The organism is Bradyrhizobium sp. S3.2.6 (genome assembly GCF_040546885.1).
GTDB lineage: Bacteria > Pseudomonadota > Alphaproteobacteria > Rhizobiales > Xanthobacteraceae > Bradyrhizobium > Bradyrhizobium cytisi.
The window spans coordinates 23535-39738 of the sequence record NZ_JBEPOS010000034.1; the positions used below are offsets into that span (position 1 = coordinate 23535).

Below are 16204 nucleotides of genomic sequence, written 5' to 3' on the forward strand. Positions count from 1 at the left end.
CGAATGAGTCTTTCTGCAAGCCAGTCGTGTGACCGAGGTCTTCATTGCTCCAGGCGCGATTTACCTGCTTCAGTCTTGACTTGACCGGGCACTTGCTTTGCTCAAGCGGACCTTGTTGCCCGCATCCTGCGAATCGCGCAGGGTCTCTCCATAAGCTCGGAGTAGCCCATGGCTGATCTACAAGAGAGCTGTCGGGTCACTCTCTCAATTTCAAACTTGCGAAAGAGCTTTGGAGATTTTCCGTTTCCAAAGGGCATCAATCTTTCCGCTCGTGAAGGTGAGGTGATGTCGGTCCTCGGATCGTCTGGATCAGGCAAATCTATGATGCTCCGCTGCATCAGCATGTTGGCGAGGGGCGTTCGGCCCAAGAATCATCACCAAGTCGATGGATTCAGGAGCTCGGTTGCAATGGTCTTTCAATCAGCGCCGCGCGCAACCGATACACGCACGCAAAGCTCTCGGTGTACGCGCCACCCGCACGACCTCGACCATAAGGAGATTCAATGCCAATTCTCAATCGTGTCGCAGACCTGCATCCTGACATCCAGGCCTGGCGTAGAGACATTCACGCCCATCCCGAGCTGGGCTATGACGTTTTCCGTACTTCGGCCTTCGTAGCAGAGCGCCTTCGTGAATTCGGCTGTGACGAGGTTGTGACGGGCATCGGCAGGACCGGCGTCGTCGGAATCATTAGAGGCAAGAAGGCAGCAAGCAACGGCACCATCAAGGTGATTGGGTTGCGAGCTGATATGGACGCCCTACCGATCGAAGAGGCGACCGGCCTGCCTTATGCTTCCAACAGCCGCGGCGTCATGCACGCATGCGGTCATGACGGCCACACGGCGATGCTATTGGGGGCGGCACGCTACCTTGCGGAAACCCGGAAGTTTGCCGGTGCGGCAGTAGTGATCTTTCAGCCCGCGGAAGAGAACGATGCGGGAGCAGCCGCGATGATAAAGGACGGCTTGATGGAGCGCTTCGGTATCGAACAAGTTTATGGGATGCATAACTTGCCGGGCATTCCAATTGGCGCTTTCGCCATCAGACAAGGGCCAATTCTGGCGGCAACAGACGCACTCGAGATCAACATTGAAGGCCGTGGTGGACATGCCTCGCAACCGCACAAATGCATCAACTCTGTCTTGGTCGGCGCGCAGCTCATAACGGCGTTGCAGCAGATCGTTGCGTACAACGTTGATCCTGTGGAAGCCGCTGGGGTTTCGGTCTGTGTGTTCCATTCCGGCACCGCCGCCAGTGTGGTTCCACAGACAGCAGAGCTCCGGGGCACCGTCCGCACGCTAACACCCGAGGTGCGTGAACTCGTGAAGAAGCGCGTGCGCGAGGTCGTCTGCGGCATTGCTCAAGTAACAGGCGCCAAAATAGATCTGACTTTCCGTCCAGGCTACCCCTCCACAGTCAATCATCCTGCGCCGACCGAGCTTGCGACCAATGTGGCAAAAGAGGTGGCCGGGCCAGACAATGTCCATGAGAAGCCACCCGGAATGGGAGGGGAAGATTTCGCCTACATGCTCCAGGAGCGGCCGGGCGCCTTCATCTGGTGCGGGAACGGGGACAGCGCAGGGCTTCATCACCCCGCCTTCGATTTTAACGACGAGGCGATTCTATACGGGACGTCGTTCTGGATAAAGCTCGTCGAAACTGCGCTTGCTGCTTGAGTTGCTCGCGATCGGGAAGCATCGCGGTGGGCCGATTGATTTTTGGTACTGTAACGATTGGGCGACAGGCTCCTTGCAGCTATTGCGCCTCAAGAGTCCGCGTCGAATTCGGTCCGTTCGAAGCCCAGAAGCTTTTCGTACGCTCAGCTCTAGATCCGACGCACGATCGAACGAAATGATTGGATTCTCCTAGTTCGGCGCAGGATTTCGGCAATGAGAAGCTGTGCATTGAAGAAAGTCGGCCTTCTGCAGCAGTAATATTGGGTCAACGTTGAAGTGCCCGTCGACCAAGATCGCGGGTCGGCTGGGGAGCGAAACTATGAGCCAAATTGGCGGAATCCCTGCGAACTCGTGGACTCTTCGCAGTCGGCACTCAGAAATCGTGCCTGCCGAGCGTTTGGCCGGAAAGCTAAAGCTTGGCCGGTTATGCGCCGTGAGCAAGGACTGATCGCGTGAAATTTAAGAAACCTCGAATCCATGCCGGTGATCCGAACTGGTCTGCAAACGCGCGGAAAATTCGGCAGCTGCAGCCGTCAGTGGACAAGCATCCACGCCTTTAACTCCGACCTGGCGTCAACGAGTGCCGATGCGAAATTTGACGACCGAAAAACCTGGAGCAAGCTTATGAAAGAAAATGAATTGCCTGAACTTATCGGAGATGTCAGGGAGGGGAGGCTCTCGCGGCGTGCCTTCGTTCAGCGTATGATAGCAGCCGGGCTCACTGCGCCGATGGCGACCCAGATACTCGCCTTCGGCGGCGTCGCGATGGCCCAGACTCCCACGTCATACAAGCCGACCAAGGCCGGTGGTGGCGGGCCGCTCAGGTTATTGTGGTGGCAGGGACCTACACTGCTAAATCCGCACTTCGCTACCGGCCAAAAGGACTCGGAGGGCGCACGCCTGTTCTACGAACCGCTCGCCGTCTGGGATGCCGACGGCCATCTTAAGCCGATCCTCGCCGCCGAAATCCCTTCTCTTCAGAATGGCGGCCTCGGCTCCGATGGTAAATCGGTCACATGGAAGCTCAAGCCGGGCGTCAAATGGCACGATGGCAAGCCATTCACCGCCGATGACGTTGTTTTCAATTGGGAGTACGCCAGGGATCCCGCAACCAGCGCGACCACGATCGGCACGTATCGCGACATCGTGGTTGAAACGGCTGACGAACTCACTGTTCGCATCTCGTTCCGCAAGCCAACACCGTTCTGGGCCAATGCTTTTGTGGGCGGCGGCATTATCCCGAAACATCTGTTTGCGGAATACAAGGGCAGTAAATCCCGTGAGGCTCCTAACAATCTGAAACCGATCGGTACAGGCCCTTACAAATTCGTCGAGTTTCAGCCAGGGGACCTGTTGCGAGGTGAGATCAACCGCGACTACCACATGCCAAATCGCCCCCACTTCGACACGATCGAGATGAAGGGCGGGGGCGATGCGGTGTCGGCCGCACGCGCGGTGATCCAGACCGGCGAATATGATTTTGCCTGGAACATGCTGGTAGAAGACGAGGTGCTGCAGCGTCTGGAAAAAGGCGGCAAGGGCAAAGCCGTCTACGTTCTGGGCGGCAACAGCATTGAAAGTATCTTTATTAACTTCACCGATCCGAATACCGAAGTCGATGGTGAGCGCTCGTCGCTCAAAACCAGGCATCCGGCGTTTGCGGATCCGGCGGTGCGCAGAGCGCTATCGATGCTGGTCGACCGCGAATCCATTAAGAAGGTGATATATGGCCGGGCCGGCAACACCACAGCAAATTACCTAAACGGACCCGAGGAGTTCGTGTCCAAGAACTCCAAATGGGAGTTCAGCATCGATAAGGCGAGTGCGATCCTCGAAGAAGGCGGTTGGAAGGTTGGTTCCGACGGCATCCGCGAGAAGAACGGCAAAAAGCTCAAATTTGTATTCCAGACGTCGATCAATGGCCCGCGCCAGAAGACACAAGCGATCATAAAGCAGGCCTGCCAAAAGGCCGGTATCGAAATGGAGCTCAAATCAGTGGTGGCCTCGGTATTCTTCTCCTCGGATGTCGGGAATCCAGACACGTATTCGAAGTTTTACGCCGACATCGAGGAGCTCCTGACAGTGATGATTCAGCCCGATCCGGGCAGCTATATGAGCCGCTTCCACTCGCGCGAAGTGCCCACCAAGCAGAACAAGTGGCAAGGGATGAACTTGCCGCGCTGGATCAGCAAGGAGTATGACGCCATTGTTGATGCGGCAGACACCGAATTTGATCCCATCAAGCGGGCCGCCCTTTACATCAAGTGCAACGACTTACTGTGGCAGGACACGGTCGTCATTCCTGTGATGCAGCGCTTCGGGGTTAACGCCTGCTCCACTACGTTGCGGCCATCGCTTTCTCCTTGGGCCTTCACGACAGACGATCTGCAGGAGTGGTACCGGGACGCCTGAGAAGCCGGCGAGGACTCTTCGCTTGCAAATTCGTCTCGCTCCAGTTGTTCGAGCACGGTCACATCGGAAAGCGGCGTCGCCTTCCTCGATCGTGCTCTAGCCAGATCGTCCCGTCATGAGCCAGTATGTCTTACGCCGCCTAATTGTAGCGCTGCCGAGTCTCCTCGGCATTTCGCTGGTACTATTCGTGGTGCTAGCCCTTGCGCCAGGTGATCCATTCTCGGAGTTGACTACCAATCCGAACGTGCCGCCCGAAGTCGCTGCGACACTTCGGGCGAAGTTCGGTCTCGACGATCCGATTTATCTTCGTTACCTCCACTGGATTTCTGCCATGAGCCATGGCGATTGGGGGTTTTCTTTTGTCAGCCGGCAGGATGTGGATACTCTCATCCTTCAGCGCCTGCCGACCACGCTGTACGTGATCGGCTCGGCGCAAGCCCTAGCTGTTCTGATCGCGATTCCCGTCGGAGTCTATGCCGCGACGAAACCGTATTCGCTGTTCGATCAGATCGCCAATACTTTCGCTTTCATTGGCTTTTCGTTGCCGACGTTCTTCACGGGCATCCTGTTCATCTTGGTCTTCTCGATCACGTTGGATTGGCTACCCTTCGTCTATTCGACCGATATCAAGGCGACAGGCATCCGCTGGGTGCTCGAGATGATCCGGCAAGCGATCATGCCGGTGATGGTGCTTGGCCTGTTCCAGGCTGCCTCGATGACGCGCTTCGTGCGTTCGGCGATGCTCGACGTGATCCGGCTCGACTACGTCACAACAGCCCGTGCTAAGGGGCTCGGAAAAACGAAAGTCATCATCAAGCACGTGTTACGTAATGCGATGATCCCGGTCGTCACCCTGATTGCGCTTCAGATGCCGGCTGTGTTCGGCGGCGCCATCGTTACCGAGCAGATTTTCCGCATCCCCGGTATAGGCTCGCTGCTCATCTCCTCCATTCTTGCCAACGATACGCCGGTGGTGATGGCCATCACACTTGTCTTCGCGTGCCTCGTTGTGCTCTTCAATCTCATCGCGGATGTACTGTATGGCTGGCTTGACCCTCGCATCTCCCTCCGCTAGGCGGGGCGTCTACTCGCCGTGGCGCGAGACGTGGCGGCGCTATAGCCGTCACCGGCTCGCCGTCGCCAGTGCATTCCTCCTGCTTCTGCTCGTTTTGGCGGTTGTGGTCGGTCCCTTCGTCTGGCACGTCAAGATCAACGACATCGACATCGTGGCGGGGATGCAGGGGCCGTCGCTGGCCCATCCCTTCGGCACCGACGATCTCGGCCAGGATATTCTGGCGCGCATGATCTATGGCGGCCGCATCTCGCTCGCCGTCGGGCTGGCCGCGATGCTGGTCTCGGTCTTCATCGGAACGCTGATCGGTGCGCTCGCCGGCATGTCGCGCGGCACGCTCGGGCATGGGTTGATGTGGCTCACCGACCTGTTCCTGTCGCTCCCGCAATTGCCGCTGCTGCTCCTGCTCATCTATCTCTTTCGCGACGGCCTGAAGGCCGGATTCGGCGCCGAGGGCGGCATTTTCATCCTGATCGTGCTCGTGATCGGTGGCCTGCGCTGGATGCCGGTGGCGCGGCTCGTGCGCGCGCAATTTCTGTCGATTCGCGAAAAGGAGTTCGTCGAAGCTGCGCGTGCGCTCGGTGCAAGTCCCGTGCGGCAAGTGGTGCGTCATATCCTGCCAAATGCGCTGGGTCCGGTGATCGTCGCCGGTACCATCGACGTCGCCGCCGCCATCATCGCAGAATCGACGTTGTCCTTCCTCGGCCTCGGCTTTCCGCCGGATACGCCGACCTGGGGGCGGCTCTTGTTCGACGCCAAGGACTTTCTCGACATCGGCCCGCATTGGGCGCTGTTTCCGGGTGGCGCGATCTTCATCGCGGTGGTCGCCATCAACTTCATCGGCGACGGCCTGCGTGACGCGCTCGATGCGCGACGGGTTATCTGATGGCGGCGCTGCTGGAAATCAAAGGGCTCAAGATCCACTTTTCGACGGACGTCGGCATCTTGCAGGCCGTCGACGGCGTCGATATCTCCATCGAAAAGGGCGAGACGCTCTGCGTCGTGGGCGAGTCTGGTTGCGGCAAGACAGTGACCGCGATGTCGATCCTGAAGCTGATCACGATGCCGCCGGGCCGCATCGCGGCGGGCCAGATCATCTTCGAGGGCCGCGATCTTGTGCCGCTGACCAGCAAACAGCTCGACGAGATCAGGGCCAAGGAAATCGGCTTCATCTTCCAGGAGCCGATGACCTCGCTCAATCCGGTGCTCACGATCGGCGAGCAGATCGCAGAGAGCCTCCGCCGCCATGAGAACGTTACCAGAAAGCAGGCGATCGAGCGCACCATCGAGATGCTGAAGCTGGTGCAGATCCCCAATGCCGAAGGCCGCGTGCACAACTATCCGCATCAGTTCTCCGGCGGCATGCGCCAGCGCGTGATGATCGCGATGGCGCTGGCCTGCAAGCCCAAGCTCCTGATCGCCGACGAGCCGACCACCGCGCTTGACGTCACCATCCAGGCCCAGATCCTCGATCTGCTCCAGGACATGAAGGAACGCTTCGGCATGGCGGTGATGCTGATCACCCACGCCATGGGCGTCGTCGCCGAGACCGCGGAGCGCGTGGTCGTGATGTACGCCGGCAAGGTGGTGGAGGAGGCGGACGTCGACGATCTGTTCGCCCATCCCGGCCATCCCTATACTCAAGGCCTGATCCGCTCGATTCCGCGCATCGACCTCGCCGCCGAGCACAAGATACGGCTGGAGGCGATCGGCGGCTCGGTGCCGATCCTGATCAATCCGCCGGTCGGCTGCCGTTTTGCGCCGCGCTGCCGCCACGCCATGAGCATCTGCACCGCGAAGGAGCCGCTGTTGCGCGAGATCGCGCCGGGCCACCGCATGGCCTGTCATCTGGGAGACGCGGCATGAGCGAACCTTTGCTGCGTGTCTCCAACCTGAAGAAACATTTCCCCGTGCTCGGCGGGCTCTTGTCGCGCCAGGTCGGCAGCGTCTATGCGGTCGACGGCGTTTCGTTCTCGGTCAATCGCGGCGAGACGCTCGGACTTGTCGGCGAATCCGGTTGCGGCAAGTCGACGACGGGGCGCTGCGTGCTGCGCCTGATCGAGCCGACCGACGGCGAGGTCACCTTCGACGGACAGGACGTGCGCAAGCTCAGCGGCAACGATCTGCGCGCGATGCGGCGGAACATGCAGCTGGTGTTCCAGGATCCGTTCGCCTCGCTCAATCCGCGCATGACGGTCGGCTCCATCCTCGGCGAAGCCCTCATTATTCATAAGCTTGGTTCATCGGCCAAGGAGCGTGAGGATCGGGTCGCAAGCCTGCTCGTCAAGGTCGGGCTCAAGGCCGAGCACATGCGCCGCTACCCGCACGAATTCTCAGGCGGACAGCGCCAACGCATCGTGATCGCGCGCGCTCTCGCTGTCGAACCAAAGCTGATCGTCTGCGACGAGCCGGTGTCCGCGCTCGACGTCTCGATCCAGGCACAGGTCATCAATCTGCTGGAAGACGTCCAGGCCGAGCTGAATCTCACCTATCTGTTCGTCGCCCACGATCTCTCGGTGGTCGAGCACATCTCCGACCATGTGGCGGTGATGTATCTCGGCCGTATTGTCGAAATTGCGAGAGCTCGCGATCTGTACCGCAATCCGCAGCATCCCTATACCGAAGCACTGCTTTCTGCTGTGCCTATTCCGGCGCCGAAAGTTAAAAGAACTCGTATAATGCTGCAGGGCGAGGTGCCAAATCCAGCTAACCCGCCGACTGGATGTCATTTCCACACGCGCTGTCCAATTCGCAAGCCCATTTGTGCCGAAGAAAAGCCAGAACTCAAGGCTGGCGCGAAAGGGCACGCGGTCGCCTGTCATTTCCGAAGCTGACGGGTGATTGCGAAAGTCCGCATGGCCGCCAAAACCGACGACGATGCGGGCTCGTGCCACTCCCTGATTAAGTCGATAGCTCTCGGCAAGTCGCTAGAGCCGCCGCCGTGAGAACACGCGGCTTCTCGTGTCGCTGATATGAGCTCTGAGAGCAACAGGACAGATCTCGCTTCAGTCCTGTGATCCTGTGACAGGTCGTGACGAAGAAGCTGCGCTCAAGAAGTATCCCGAGGCTGGGATTCACTGCCTTGGCAGGTTGTCGAGATTTATCCTGCTCGGCCGCCGACCGCGCTCGACTCTGGGCTCGCAATTGTTCAGTAAACCTGCTCGTACAATGTGCAGACCTCCTGCTGAGGTTTTCCCTCGAGGAAGGCCATCTCACCTTTCTTATGCTTTGCGTAGGTATCAGCGAACCCTGGAGGAAACCATCCAATGACTGTTGGATTTGCGAGGAAGCGATCGAGAGCCTCGGGCAGCGATTTGGGCAGCCGGACATGACCACGCGCTGCCAAAGTCGTCGAATCAAGAAGGGAAAGGTCTTCGGTTGTTGCGTCCGGTGTAGGCAGTTCTTCTTCTATGCCTTGCACTCCGGCGTGCACGAGAGCGGCGAGTTGCAGATGTGGGCTGGCGGTAGCGTCGGCAGCGCGGAACTCGAAATTGAACTGAGCGGCTTTAGAAATATCACTCAAATCAGAAACCGGGCAAATGCGTACTGAAGCTTCACGGTCGCGGAAGCCGAGGTTGTTGAAAGCCGCGCTCCAGCGATGCGGGGTCAATCGAAGGTAGGATACAACGCTTGGCGCTGTGATCGCGACGATCGCGTCGAGATACTTGAGGATACCAGCAATAAATTGGCCAGCGGGCCTTGCAAGCTCGTGTTTCCCGTTCGGATCCCAGGTTGTCGGCTTTTCCCCATCCAGAAAGCTGAGGTGGATGTGCACGCCGTTGCCTACCCCGGCAGGGTCGCGGATCGGAGTGAACGTAACCTCCCTCCCGGAAGCGTTTGCAACCAGGCGCACGAGCTCGCGTACAATCGTCGACTGGTCCGCTATAGCGATCCCGCGTGATGGCCCCATCGTGACTTCATACTGCCCAGCGCCAAACTCCTTCATAAAAGTGTCCGGCTCCAGACCTGCCGCGCGCATGGCCGCCACGAGCGTCTCAGCTAGACGCCGCTCGGCACGGAAGCCATTAAGGCTGTACGCCTCTCCAATCAGACTGGCGGCGCTCCGGAATTGGAATTCGTGTTCGAAGGCGCCGAACAGCGTCAAGCCCGAAACGCGATTGAGACGGTCAAGAGCGCTTCTAAGGATAGAACGGGTGCAGAATTCCCATGGCCGACCATCGGTGTGGCGAATGTCACCGAGTGCAAAATGTTCTGTTGGCACATGATCGCCAAGTTCTACTCGGACCCTCGCCGCTTCGTCAGGAATAAGAACCAGGTCGCCGAGCGAGCCGAACGGACTTTCGGCTATTGTGTCGAAACAGGTGATTTGGACGTTGGTCGGCGTCCAGCCAATCCCTCGTTTTCTCCGCTTTTCTAACTGCGAAGCTGGGAAAGCCTTGCCTCGAACCTTGCCCGCAAGGTCTGTACAGCAGGCAATAACCAATTCCTCAGCGATCATCCTGTTCCTCCAAAGGCTTACCTGGCGACACCAGGCGAAGTTTGTCCCAGGCCTCCAACCGCTCTTTCGCCGTGGGCCAGTTCAGTTCTGAAACCTTGACAATCAGCGCTTCGACGAACGCGATCGCGCAAACGAGCGTGTCCCACGCGGTTTCAATCTCGATCGGCAGGGCCACGACGTGGTCGCTATGACGCGCGATAGGCGACATCCATTTGTCAGTAATCAGCACAATGGATGGTCGACATTGGGTCGCGACAATCTCAGCTAGAGACTCCAGGTCCCGCTGATAACGGCGAAAATCGAACAGCACCAAAACATCTTGCCTACGCATCGAGAGCAGCAAATCCGGCCAGTGCTCCGGGTTCGCTGGAAAATGATGAACCTTTTGTCGTATTTGTTTGAGGTGCACTGACAGGAAAGCTGCAATGTTGTCGCTGGCTCGTCCACCAACTAGGAAAACGGCCCGAGTCGGATCCGCCAGGAGCGCCAAGACGCGATCGAATTGTTCTTGCGGAACGCCTTCACTCATTTCGAGTATGCGGTCTGCGGCACGCCGGGCATAGTCGGCGAGAAAGGCTTCGGCGCTACCGAGTTTTTCAGTAGCCTTAAGTTGTAGCGGGGAGCTTCGGCTTTCTCGCAACTCTGCTATTAGCTGGCGTTGAAACTCCTGATAACCCGCAAAGCCTATCTTGCCGACGAAACGCGTGATCGACGGCGCGCTCACGCCTGTGCGCTCGGCCAGTTCCTGGATGGTTTGCAAAGCGCCGAATGGATAATCCGCCAGTACGGCGTCGCCAATCTTGCGCTCACTAATGGTCAGATTGGCGCTTTCACGCCTTATGATCTCTCTCACCGTAGCCATGCCACCTGACCCGTTTCCGCAATCCAATCTGTCATGGAAAGCTTGATTTGGGGAATACGGCTATGAAAAAAATATGTCAAACGGAATAAAATAGTTGACATTGATCCAAAAATTTCGTGAGTTCGGCTATGCAGCTTGGCGATAGGTGCCATGCAGCAACCGAGGTTGACGCCTTGCAGCATTCTTCAACTCCAGCGAGTGTGCTCTCACCATCCGACCCGGCGCCTGTCGAGATTATCAATGCCAATGGGCAGTCGGATTTCGTGCTGGTTTGCGAACACGCGGGAACTGCTATTCCGAAGCAGCTCGCTGATCTTGGCTTGCCTGCGGCCGAAATGCTCAGGCACATCGCCTATGACATTGGCGCTGAGGGAGTGGCCCGCGTGCTCGCAGCCCAGCTTGATGCGCCGCTCTTCCTCCAGCCCTACAGTCGGCTCGTTATTGACTGCAACCGTCCCCTTGAGGCGCCTGACTGCATCCCGGAGGTAAGCGACGGGACAATTGTGCCGCGCAACTTGCAGCTATCGGAGCGCGATCGTCGTCAGCGTTACACCGAGATACACGAACCATTCCATCGGGCAGTGGCGCACCTTCTGAATCGCCGCGCAGCCGAGGGTTCGCCAACAAGTCTGGTCGCGGTGCATAGCTTCACGCCACGGCTGGCCGGAGGACTCGAGCGACCCTGGCACCTCGGTGTGCTGTCGAACCGTGATCCTAGCTTTGCAAAATGTTTCCTGGCTCTCTTCCAGAGCCGAAATCCGGCGACAATATCGGCGCATAACGAGCCGTATTTGGTCGACGACATAGGGGATTACACAATCCCTGTACATGGCGAAGCGCGCGGCTTGCCGCATCTGCTGCTTGAAATCCGTAATGATCTGATCGGCGATGCGAACGGGCAGCAGCGGTGGGCCGATTTGATCGCGGAGACATTGACCAACACCAAAGCAAAAGAGCCCATCAATGGCTGATTTCCCGACGACGCGTGACGTACCGCTCAAGCCGAAAGAGTCGGCGCTGCTCTTTATCGATGTGCAGAACTTCTGCGTGCGACGAGATGGCGGTGAGTTCAAGGACGTGACTGAGGCCGACATAACCGGCAAGTACGGTTATTATTTCGATTGTTTGAAGTCCGTGGCGATCCCCAACATGCAGCGGCTGCAGGCCGCGTTCAGGGCCGCAGGCATTGAGGTGCTCTATACGACGATCGAGAGTCTCACACGAGACGGCCGCGATCGAAGCCTTGACTACAAGATCACCGGCTTCAACGTACCGAGGGGTTCGTGGGACGGAAAAGTGATCGACGAGATCGCTCCCGGCGATGACGAGATCGTGCTGCCGAAATCGTCTTCGAGCGTTTTTGTATCGACCCACATCGATTACCTCCTGCGCAATCTTGGGGTCAAGCAGCTCGTGCTGTGCGGACTCGTTACCGATCAGTGCGTTGAATCTGCAGTCCGCGATGCCTGCGATCTCGGCTACCTCGTGACCCTCGTGCCAAACGCATGCGCTACCTATAGCCAAGAGCGGCACGAAAATTCTCTGCGAGCGATCAAGGGATATTGCCGCCAGGTCAGCACAGATGGGCTGATCGAAGAGATTGGCGGAGTTCGCCCGTGACTGAACGAGGAGCAGCCCGAATTCTCGATGCTGAAGCCTGCAGCGAAGGCCGCCTGAAGTAAGACCTTGGCGGCCCCGAAGATCTACTAACGCCACGTCGGATTATCTGACGGGTGCATTCTGAGGAGAGGGGAGTAAGGACATGAAAGTTTCTAGTCTTTGGTCAAGTGTGGTTTTTGCCGCTCTGGTCGCGGCAATGCCTTCTCATGCTGCCGACAAGGTCACCAAGATAGGCGTGCTTGCACCGCTAGCGGGAGGCAGCGCGGCGGACGGCAGCGAAATGGTCGACGGAGCCAAGCTCGCCGTCGAGGAGCTAAATGCGGCTGGCGGCGTGGCCGGCTACAAGCTGCAGCTCGTTGTGGGCGACACGCAGAACATGTCCGTGGATTCGGTGACCAGCGCGGCCCAGCGCCTTACCAGTGACCCTGACCTGAATGCCATCGTCACAGGTTATGCAGATTATAGCAACTTTGAAATCGAGCTGATGGCCGAGCAGGAAATGCCATACCTGCTCTACGGCAGCACCGATGCGACGCGTGGAATCATTGCGCCGCATCCGGACAAGTTCCCGACGGTCTGGTCCTTGAACGCCTCGTATGACGCCTACAAAACAGCAATGATTCCGGTGCTGAAGGGCTTGGAACAGAGCGGCAAGTTGAAGCTGCCGAGCAAGAAGGTGGCTCTGATCTCCACCGACAATCCCTATTCGAAGGGAATCATGAACGGCTTGAAGAAGAGCTTCGAAGAGGACGGTTGGACGGTCACATCGGCTGACCTTCTGCCGACCGGGGAAATCGGCGACTGGCGGACATTCCTCGTTCAGGTCCGCCGCGACGATCCGGCGCTGATTATCAACACGGACTCTAGGCCGGACAACGCGGCGAAGTTCTTGACCCAGTTTCTGGAGCAACCGACCAACAGCCTGGTCTTCATCCAGTATGCGCCCCACATACCCGAATTCCTAAAATTGACCGGCGAGAAGGCGACAGGCGTCATCTATGACCTGATCGGGGGCACCCTCCCAAAAAGCCCACGCACTGCTGAAATTGAGCAAAAGTTTAAGGCCAAGTTTGGCTACGAGCCGGGATCAAGCGGACCAGCGGTCTACGAGGAAGTGATGCTCTACGCCGACGCATTGAAGAAAGTCGGCGACCCGAAAAAGCGGCTTGCCATCGGAAAGGCCATCGGTGAGGCCAACAAAGCCACCGCAGAGGGTATGCTTTCGTTCGATCCGAAGACGCATCTTGCCATCCAAAGCGACGACGGCTTCCCAATTCAATTCTATCAGGTTTGGGACGGCAAGCGGATCGTGTTTTCTCCGCAGCGGCATGCGACCGGCGAGTTCCGCGTGCCGCCCTGGATGAAGCAATAGCATTGCACCGCCTGCGGCCACGCGGCATCGCCGTGTGGCCGCAAAGGAGGCGGCGATCACGAGCTTGGTGGTGCTCAATCGCTGCAAACCAAATCCAGGACGAGGAGCAAACCAAAAATGGCCAGGGTTGAAGCTGCGGTAAAGGCCGCCTGGAGGGCCATCGAAGAAGAGCGGAGTTACGCGACTGAGCTTACGCAGAAGCTTGTTCGGATTCCCTCGGTCAACCCTAAGTTCATTAAGGACCCTCTCCAGAACCGCGAGAGCGATGTCCAAGACCTGGTCGAATCCGAGCTGACTTCAATTGGCATGTCGATCGAGCGATGGGACGTTTTTCCGGACAGGCCAAATGTGATCGGTCAGATCGCCGGCTCGGAAGAGCGGAGCCTGCTGTTGTGCGGTCATATCGACGTGGTGCCGGTCGGTGAGCGCGGTGCCTGGACGGTCGACCCCTTCGGTGGCGAGATCAGGGACGGCAAGCTCTACGGCCGGGGCGCGATCGATATGAAGAGCGGCATCGCGGCGGCCATTGGCGCCGTCCGAGGCATCCGGGCCGCCGGTATCGAACTCGACGGCCGAGTTGCCATACATTCTGTCGTCGACGAGGAAGCTGGCGGCTTTGGTGCGATCGACGCTGTCAAGCGAGGCCATCTCGCCAAGGCCGCCATTATTACGGAGCCAAGCTGGGGGGATATCCTCATCTGTGAAGGTGGCCTCGAATGGATACGCATCACCATCACTGGCCGGGCGGGCCATTCGAGTTTGCGCTACAACGAGATTTGGCCGCAGCGCGACGGGCCTGATCGGATGCGGCGAGCGGTGAATGCGATCGATATCGCAGCACGCTTCCTGGACGCTCTTGGGAGTTTCGAAAGCTCGCGGTGTCGCAATCGCCAGCATCCACTGCTGCCGCCGGGGATGAACACGATCAACGTCGGCGCGATACGCGGCGGCGCGGGACTTGGGCCGGATGGCTTGCCGCTCATAATGACCAACCCCGCCATCATCCCGGACGTGGCCGTCATCGACCTCGACTACAAGTTCCTTCCTAATCAGACGAAGCAAGACATTCGTTCTGAGTTTGAAGCCTTCGTGCACCACTTCTGCCAGCAGGATCTTTGGTTGCAGAAGAATCCTATCAAAGTCGAATGGGAGCTCGGCGGCCTCCATTTTCCGCCTATGGATACGCGGCCTGATCACCCGATCGCTCAATCGCTTCTGAACCGCCGCACACAACTCGGCGGAAAACCCAAGATCTCAGCGATGATTGCCGTCACCGACGCTGCGCACTACGCCGGTGCGGAGTGCGCCTCCGTAATCTGCGGTGCATCCGGCGATGGCGCCCATGGCGAAGACGAGTATGTGGATATCGCCTCACTGGAGGAGACGACTAAAACACTAGCGGCAGCAATCATCGCCTGGTGCGGCGTCAAATGATTCAGCCGGTGCCAATGAAGAGAGGACGTGACCATGAGATTTTCTAGTCTTTATGCAAGCCTGACTTTTGCCGCGCTGATTGCGGCGACGCCTGTCCATTCTGCTGACAAGGTCGCAAAGATCGGCGTACTTGCGCCGTTGACCGGAGGCTCGGCAGCGGACGGAAACGAAATGGTCAACGGAGCTAAGCTCGCCGTTGACGAGATCAATGCAGCCGGCGGAGTAGCCGGCTACAAGCTGCAGGTGGTGGTAGGCGACACTCAGAACCAATCGGCTGATGCGGTGACGAGTGCGATCGAGCGGCTCACCGGGGACCGCGACTTGAATGTCATCCTTACCGGTTACGCGAGCGGCAGCAATTTCGAAATTGAGACGATGGCTGAGCAGAATATGCCGTACCTGGTCTCGGCAAATTCTGTCCAGACGAGGGACATCATTGCGCCCCATCCCGAAAAGTTCCCGACAGTTTGGTCGATGACCGCGTCCTATGATTCCTACAACACGGCCATGGTGCCAGTCCTCAAGGGTCTCCAGGCGAGCGGCAAACTGAAGCTCCCTAATAAGAAGGTCGCCCTGATCTCATCCGATAATCCCTATTCCAAAAACATCATGGAGGGCCTGAAGAAGAGTTTCGAACAGGACGGCTGGACGGTTACATCTACTGACCTTCTGCCGTGGGGGGAAATCAACGATTGGCGGACGTTCTTCGCCAAGGTCCGCCAGGACAATCCCGCAGTCATCATCAATGCGGATTATCAGCCGGGCAACGCGGCGAAGTTTCTGACCCAGTTCCTCGAGCAGCCGACTGACAGCTTGGTCTTCATCCAGTACGCGCCTTCCGTGCCCGAATTTCTCAAGCTAACGGGCAAGCAGGCCACGGGCATCGTCTATAATCTGCAAGGCGGCGTTCTCAATACGCCGGCGAATCCTCGGGCCGGCGAGGTCGTCAGCAAATACAAAGACAAGTACGGCAGCGAACCGGGTTCATACGGGCCGGGGCTCTACGAGGAGGTCATGATCTATGCAGAGGCGCTGAAGAAGGTCGGCGATCCGACAAAACGCCTCGAGATCGGGAAGGCCATGGGAGAGACCCGCAAGCAGACCGTAAGCGGTATGCTCTCCTTCGATCCGAAGACGCATCTTTCCGTCCAGGGCGACAACGGGATTCCAATCACGTTTTACCAGATCTGGGAAGGCAAGCGGGTCCTGTTCTATCCCGCGCAGTATGCAGACGGCGAGTTCCGCATGCCTCCCTGGATGAAGCAGTAGGATCGCATCCGCTTGCGGCCCCGCGATG

Annotated in this window: 14 protein-coding genes; 12 read left to right on the plus strand and 2 right to left on the minus strand. The window is 58.3% G+C overall.

The window, feature by feature from the left end; genetic code table 11:
- Positions 1 to 168: 168 nt before the first annotated feature.
- The 7 genes from ABID58_RS34780 to ABID58_RS34810 all read left to right on the plus strand — a co-directional run bounded on the left by ABID58_RS34780 (position 169) and on the right by ABID58_RS34810 (position 7994).
- Positions 169 to 618: an ATP-binding cassette domain-containing protein gene (locus tag ABID58_RS34780; protein WP_144030671.1), complete on the plus strand. Its 450-nt coding sequence runs from the start codon at positions 169 to 171 to the stop codon at positions 616 to 618.
- On the plus strand, positions 504 to 1676 hold the full coding sequence (locus ABID58_RS34785; RefSeq protein ID WP_085399914.1) for a M20 aminoacylase family protein: 1173 nt from the start codon (positions 504 to 506) through the stop codon (positions 1674 to 1676). Before ABID58_RS34780 ends, ABID58_RS34785 begins: the two co-directional genes overlap by 115 nt.
- A 624-nt stretch (positions 1677 to 2300) precedes the next feature.
- A complete protein-coding gene (locus ABID58_RS34790) occupies positions 2301 to 4088 on the plus strand; it encodes a peptide ABC transporter substrate-binding protein (protein ID WP_085399916.1) in 1788 nt (595 codons plus the stop codon).
- A 115-nt stretch (positions 4089 to 4203) separates the two neighbouring features.
- The gene (locus ABID58_RS34795) at positions 4204 to 5163 is read left to right on the plus strand and encodes an ABC transporter permease (protein WP_085399918.1); all 960 of its coding nucleotides are present in this window, start codon (positions 4204 to 4206) and stop codon (positions 5161 to 5163) included.
- Complete coding sequence (locus ABID58_RS34800; protein WP_354037411.1) at positions 5129 to 6046, plus strand: ABC transporter permease; 918 nt, start codon at positions 5129 to 5131, stop codon at positions 6044 to 6046. The genes ABID58_RS34795 and ABID58_RS34800 overlap by 35 nt, the downstream gene beginning before the upstream one ends.
- Entirely contained in the window at positions 6046 to 7026 is a 981-nt protein-coding gene (locus ABID58_RS34805; protein WP_085399921.1) for an ABC transporter ATP-binding protein, read from the plus strand. The genes ABID58_RS34800 and ABID58_RS34805 overlap by 1 nt, the downstream gene beginning before the upstream one ends.
- Positions 7023 to 7994: an ABC transporter ATP-binding protein gene (locus tag ABID58_RS34810; RefSeq protein WP_085399922.1), complete on the plus strand. Its 972-nt coding sequence runs from the start codon at positions 7023 to 7025 to the stop codon at positions 7992 to 7994. Before ABID58_RS34805 ends, ABID58_RS34810 begins: the two co-directional genes overlap by 4 nt.
- 314 nt (positions 7995 to 8308) lie before the next feature.
- Here ABID58_RS34810 and ABID58_RS34815 read toward each other — a convergent pair whose 3' ends face one another.
- Both ABID58_RS34815 and ABID58_RS34820 read right to left on the minus strand, forming a co-directional pair.
- A complete protein-coding gene (locus ABID58_RS34815; RefSeq protein WP_085399924.1) occupies positions 8309 to 9619 on the minus strand; it encodes a type I glutamate--ammonia ligase in 1311 nt (436 codons plus the stop codon).
- Positions 9609 to 10481 carry a MurR/RpiR family transcriptional regulator gene (locus ABID58_RS34820; RefSeq protein WP_085399925.1) on the minus strand — a complete coding sequence of 291 codons (873 nt, stop codon included), beginning with the start codon at positions 10479 to 10481 and terminating at the stop codon, positions 9609 to 9611. Before ABID58_RS34820 ends, ABID58_RS34815 begins: the two co-directional genes overlap by 11 nt.
- A gap of 128 nt (positions 10482 to 10609) precedes the next feature.
- On the opposite strand from ABID58_RS34820, the gene ABID58_RS34825 reads away from it, so the two are divergent.
- From ABID58_RS34825 to ABID58_RS34845, 5 genes are all read left to right on the plus strand, one after another.
- Positions 10610 to 11452 carry an N-formylglutamate amidohydrolase gene (locus ABID58_RS34825; RefSeq protein WP_085399927.1) on the plus strand — a complete coding sequence of 281 codons (843 nt, stop codon included), beginning with the start codon at positions 10610 to 10612 and terminating at the stop codon, positions 11450 to 11452.
- Positions 11445 to 12101: a cysteine hydrolase family protein gene (locus tag ABID58_RS34830; protein ID WP_085399929.1), complete on the plus strand. Its 657-nt coding sequence runs from the start codon at positions 11445 to 11447 to the stop codon at positions 12099 to 12101. The genes ABID58_RS34825 and ABID58_RS34830 overlap by 8 nt, the downstream gene beginning before the upstream one ends.
- 142 nt (positions 12102 to 12243) lie before the next feature.
- The gene (locus ABID58_RS34835) at positions 12244 to 13473 is read left to right on the plus strand and encodes an ABC transporter substrate-binding protein (RefSeq protein ID WP_085399931.1); all 1230 of its coding nucleotides are present in this window, start codon (positions 12244 to 12246) and stop codon (positions 13471 to 13473) included.
- A 117-nt stretch (positions 13474 to 13590) separates the two neighbouring features.
- Positions 13591 to 14907 (plus strand): M20 family metallopeptidase, encoded by a 1317-nt coding sequence (locus ABID58_RS34840; RefSeq protein WP_085399933.1) that lies wholly within the window; start codon positions 13591 to 13593, stop codon positions 14905 to 14907.
- Between the two features lie 33 nt (positions 14908 to 14940).
- A complete protein-coding gene (locus ABID58_RS34845; RefSeq protein ID WP_085399935.1) occupies positions 14941 to 16176 on the plus strand; it encodes an ABC transporter substrate-binding protein in 1236 nt (411 codons plus the stop codon).
- Positions 16177 to 16204: the final 28 nt, after the last annotated feature.

Coding starts and splice junctions, on each gene's coding strand:
- ABID58_RS34810 (WP_085399922.1), top strand. CDS start 7,023: ATGAGCGAACCTTTGCTGCGTGTCTCCAACCTGAAGAAACATTTCCCC.
- ABID58_RS34785 (WP_085399914.1), top strand. CDS start 504: ATGCCAATTCTCAATCGTGTCGCAGACCTGCATCCTGACATCCAGGCC.
- ABID58_RS34845 (WP_085399935.1), top strand. CDS start 14,941: ATGAGATTTTCTAGTCTTTATGCAAGCCTGACTTTTGCCGCGCTGATT.
- ABID58_RS34780 (WP_144030671.1), top strand. CDS start 169: ATGGCTGATCTACAAGAGAGCTGTCGGGTCACTCTCTCAATTTCAAAC.
- ABID58_RS34835 (WP_085399931.1), top strand. CDS start 12,244: ATGAAAGTTTCTAGTCTTTGGTCAAGTGTGGTTTTTGCCGCTCTGGTC.
- ABID58_RS34830 (WP_085399929.1), top strand. CDS start 11,445: ATGGCTGATTTCCCGACGACGCGTGACGTACCGCTCAAGCCGAAAGAG.
- ABID58_RS34815 (WP_085399924.1), bottom strand. CDS start 9,619: ATGATCGCTGAGGAATTGGTTATTGCCTGCTGTACAGACCTTGCGGGC.
- ABID58_RS34840 (WP_085399933.1), top strand. CDS start 13,591: ATGGCCAGGGTTGAAGCTGCGGTAAAGGCCGCCTGGAGGGCCATCGAA.
- ABID58_RS34820 (WP_085399925.1), bottom strand. CDS start 10,481: ATGGCTACGGTGAGAGAGATCATAAGGCGTGAAAGCGCCAATCTGACC.
- ABID58_RS34805 (WP_085399921.1), top strand. CDS start 6,046: ATGGCGGCGCTGCTGGAAATCAAAGGGCTCAAGATCCACTTTTCGACG.
- ABID58_RS34790 (WP_085399916.1), top strand. CDS start 2,301: ATGAAAGAAAATGAATTGCCTGAACTTATCGGAGATGTCAGGGAGGGG.
- ABID58_RS34795 (WP_085399918.1), top strand. CDS start 4,204: ATGAGCCAGTATGTCTTACGCCGCCTAATTGTAGCGCTGCCGAGTCTC.
- ABID58_RS34825 (WP_085399927.1), top strand. CDS start 10,610: ATGCAGCTTGGCGATAGGTGCCATGCAGCAACCGAGGTTGACGCCTTG.
- ABID58_RS34800 (WP_354037411.1), top strand. CDS start 5,129: ATGGCTGGCTTGACCCTCGCATCTCCCTCCGCTAGGCGGGGCGTCTAC.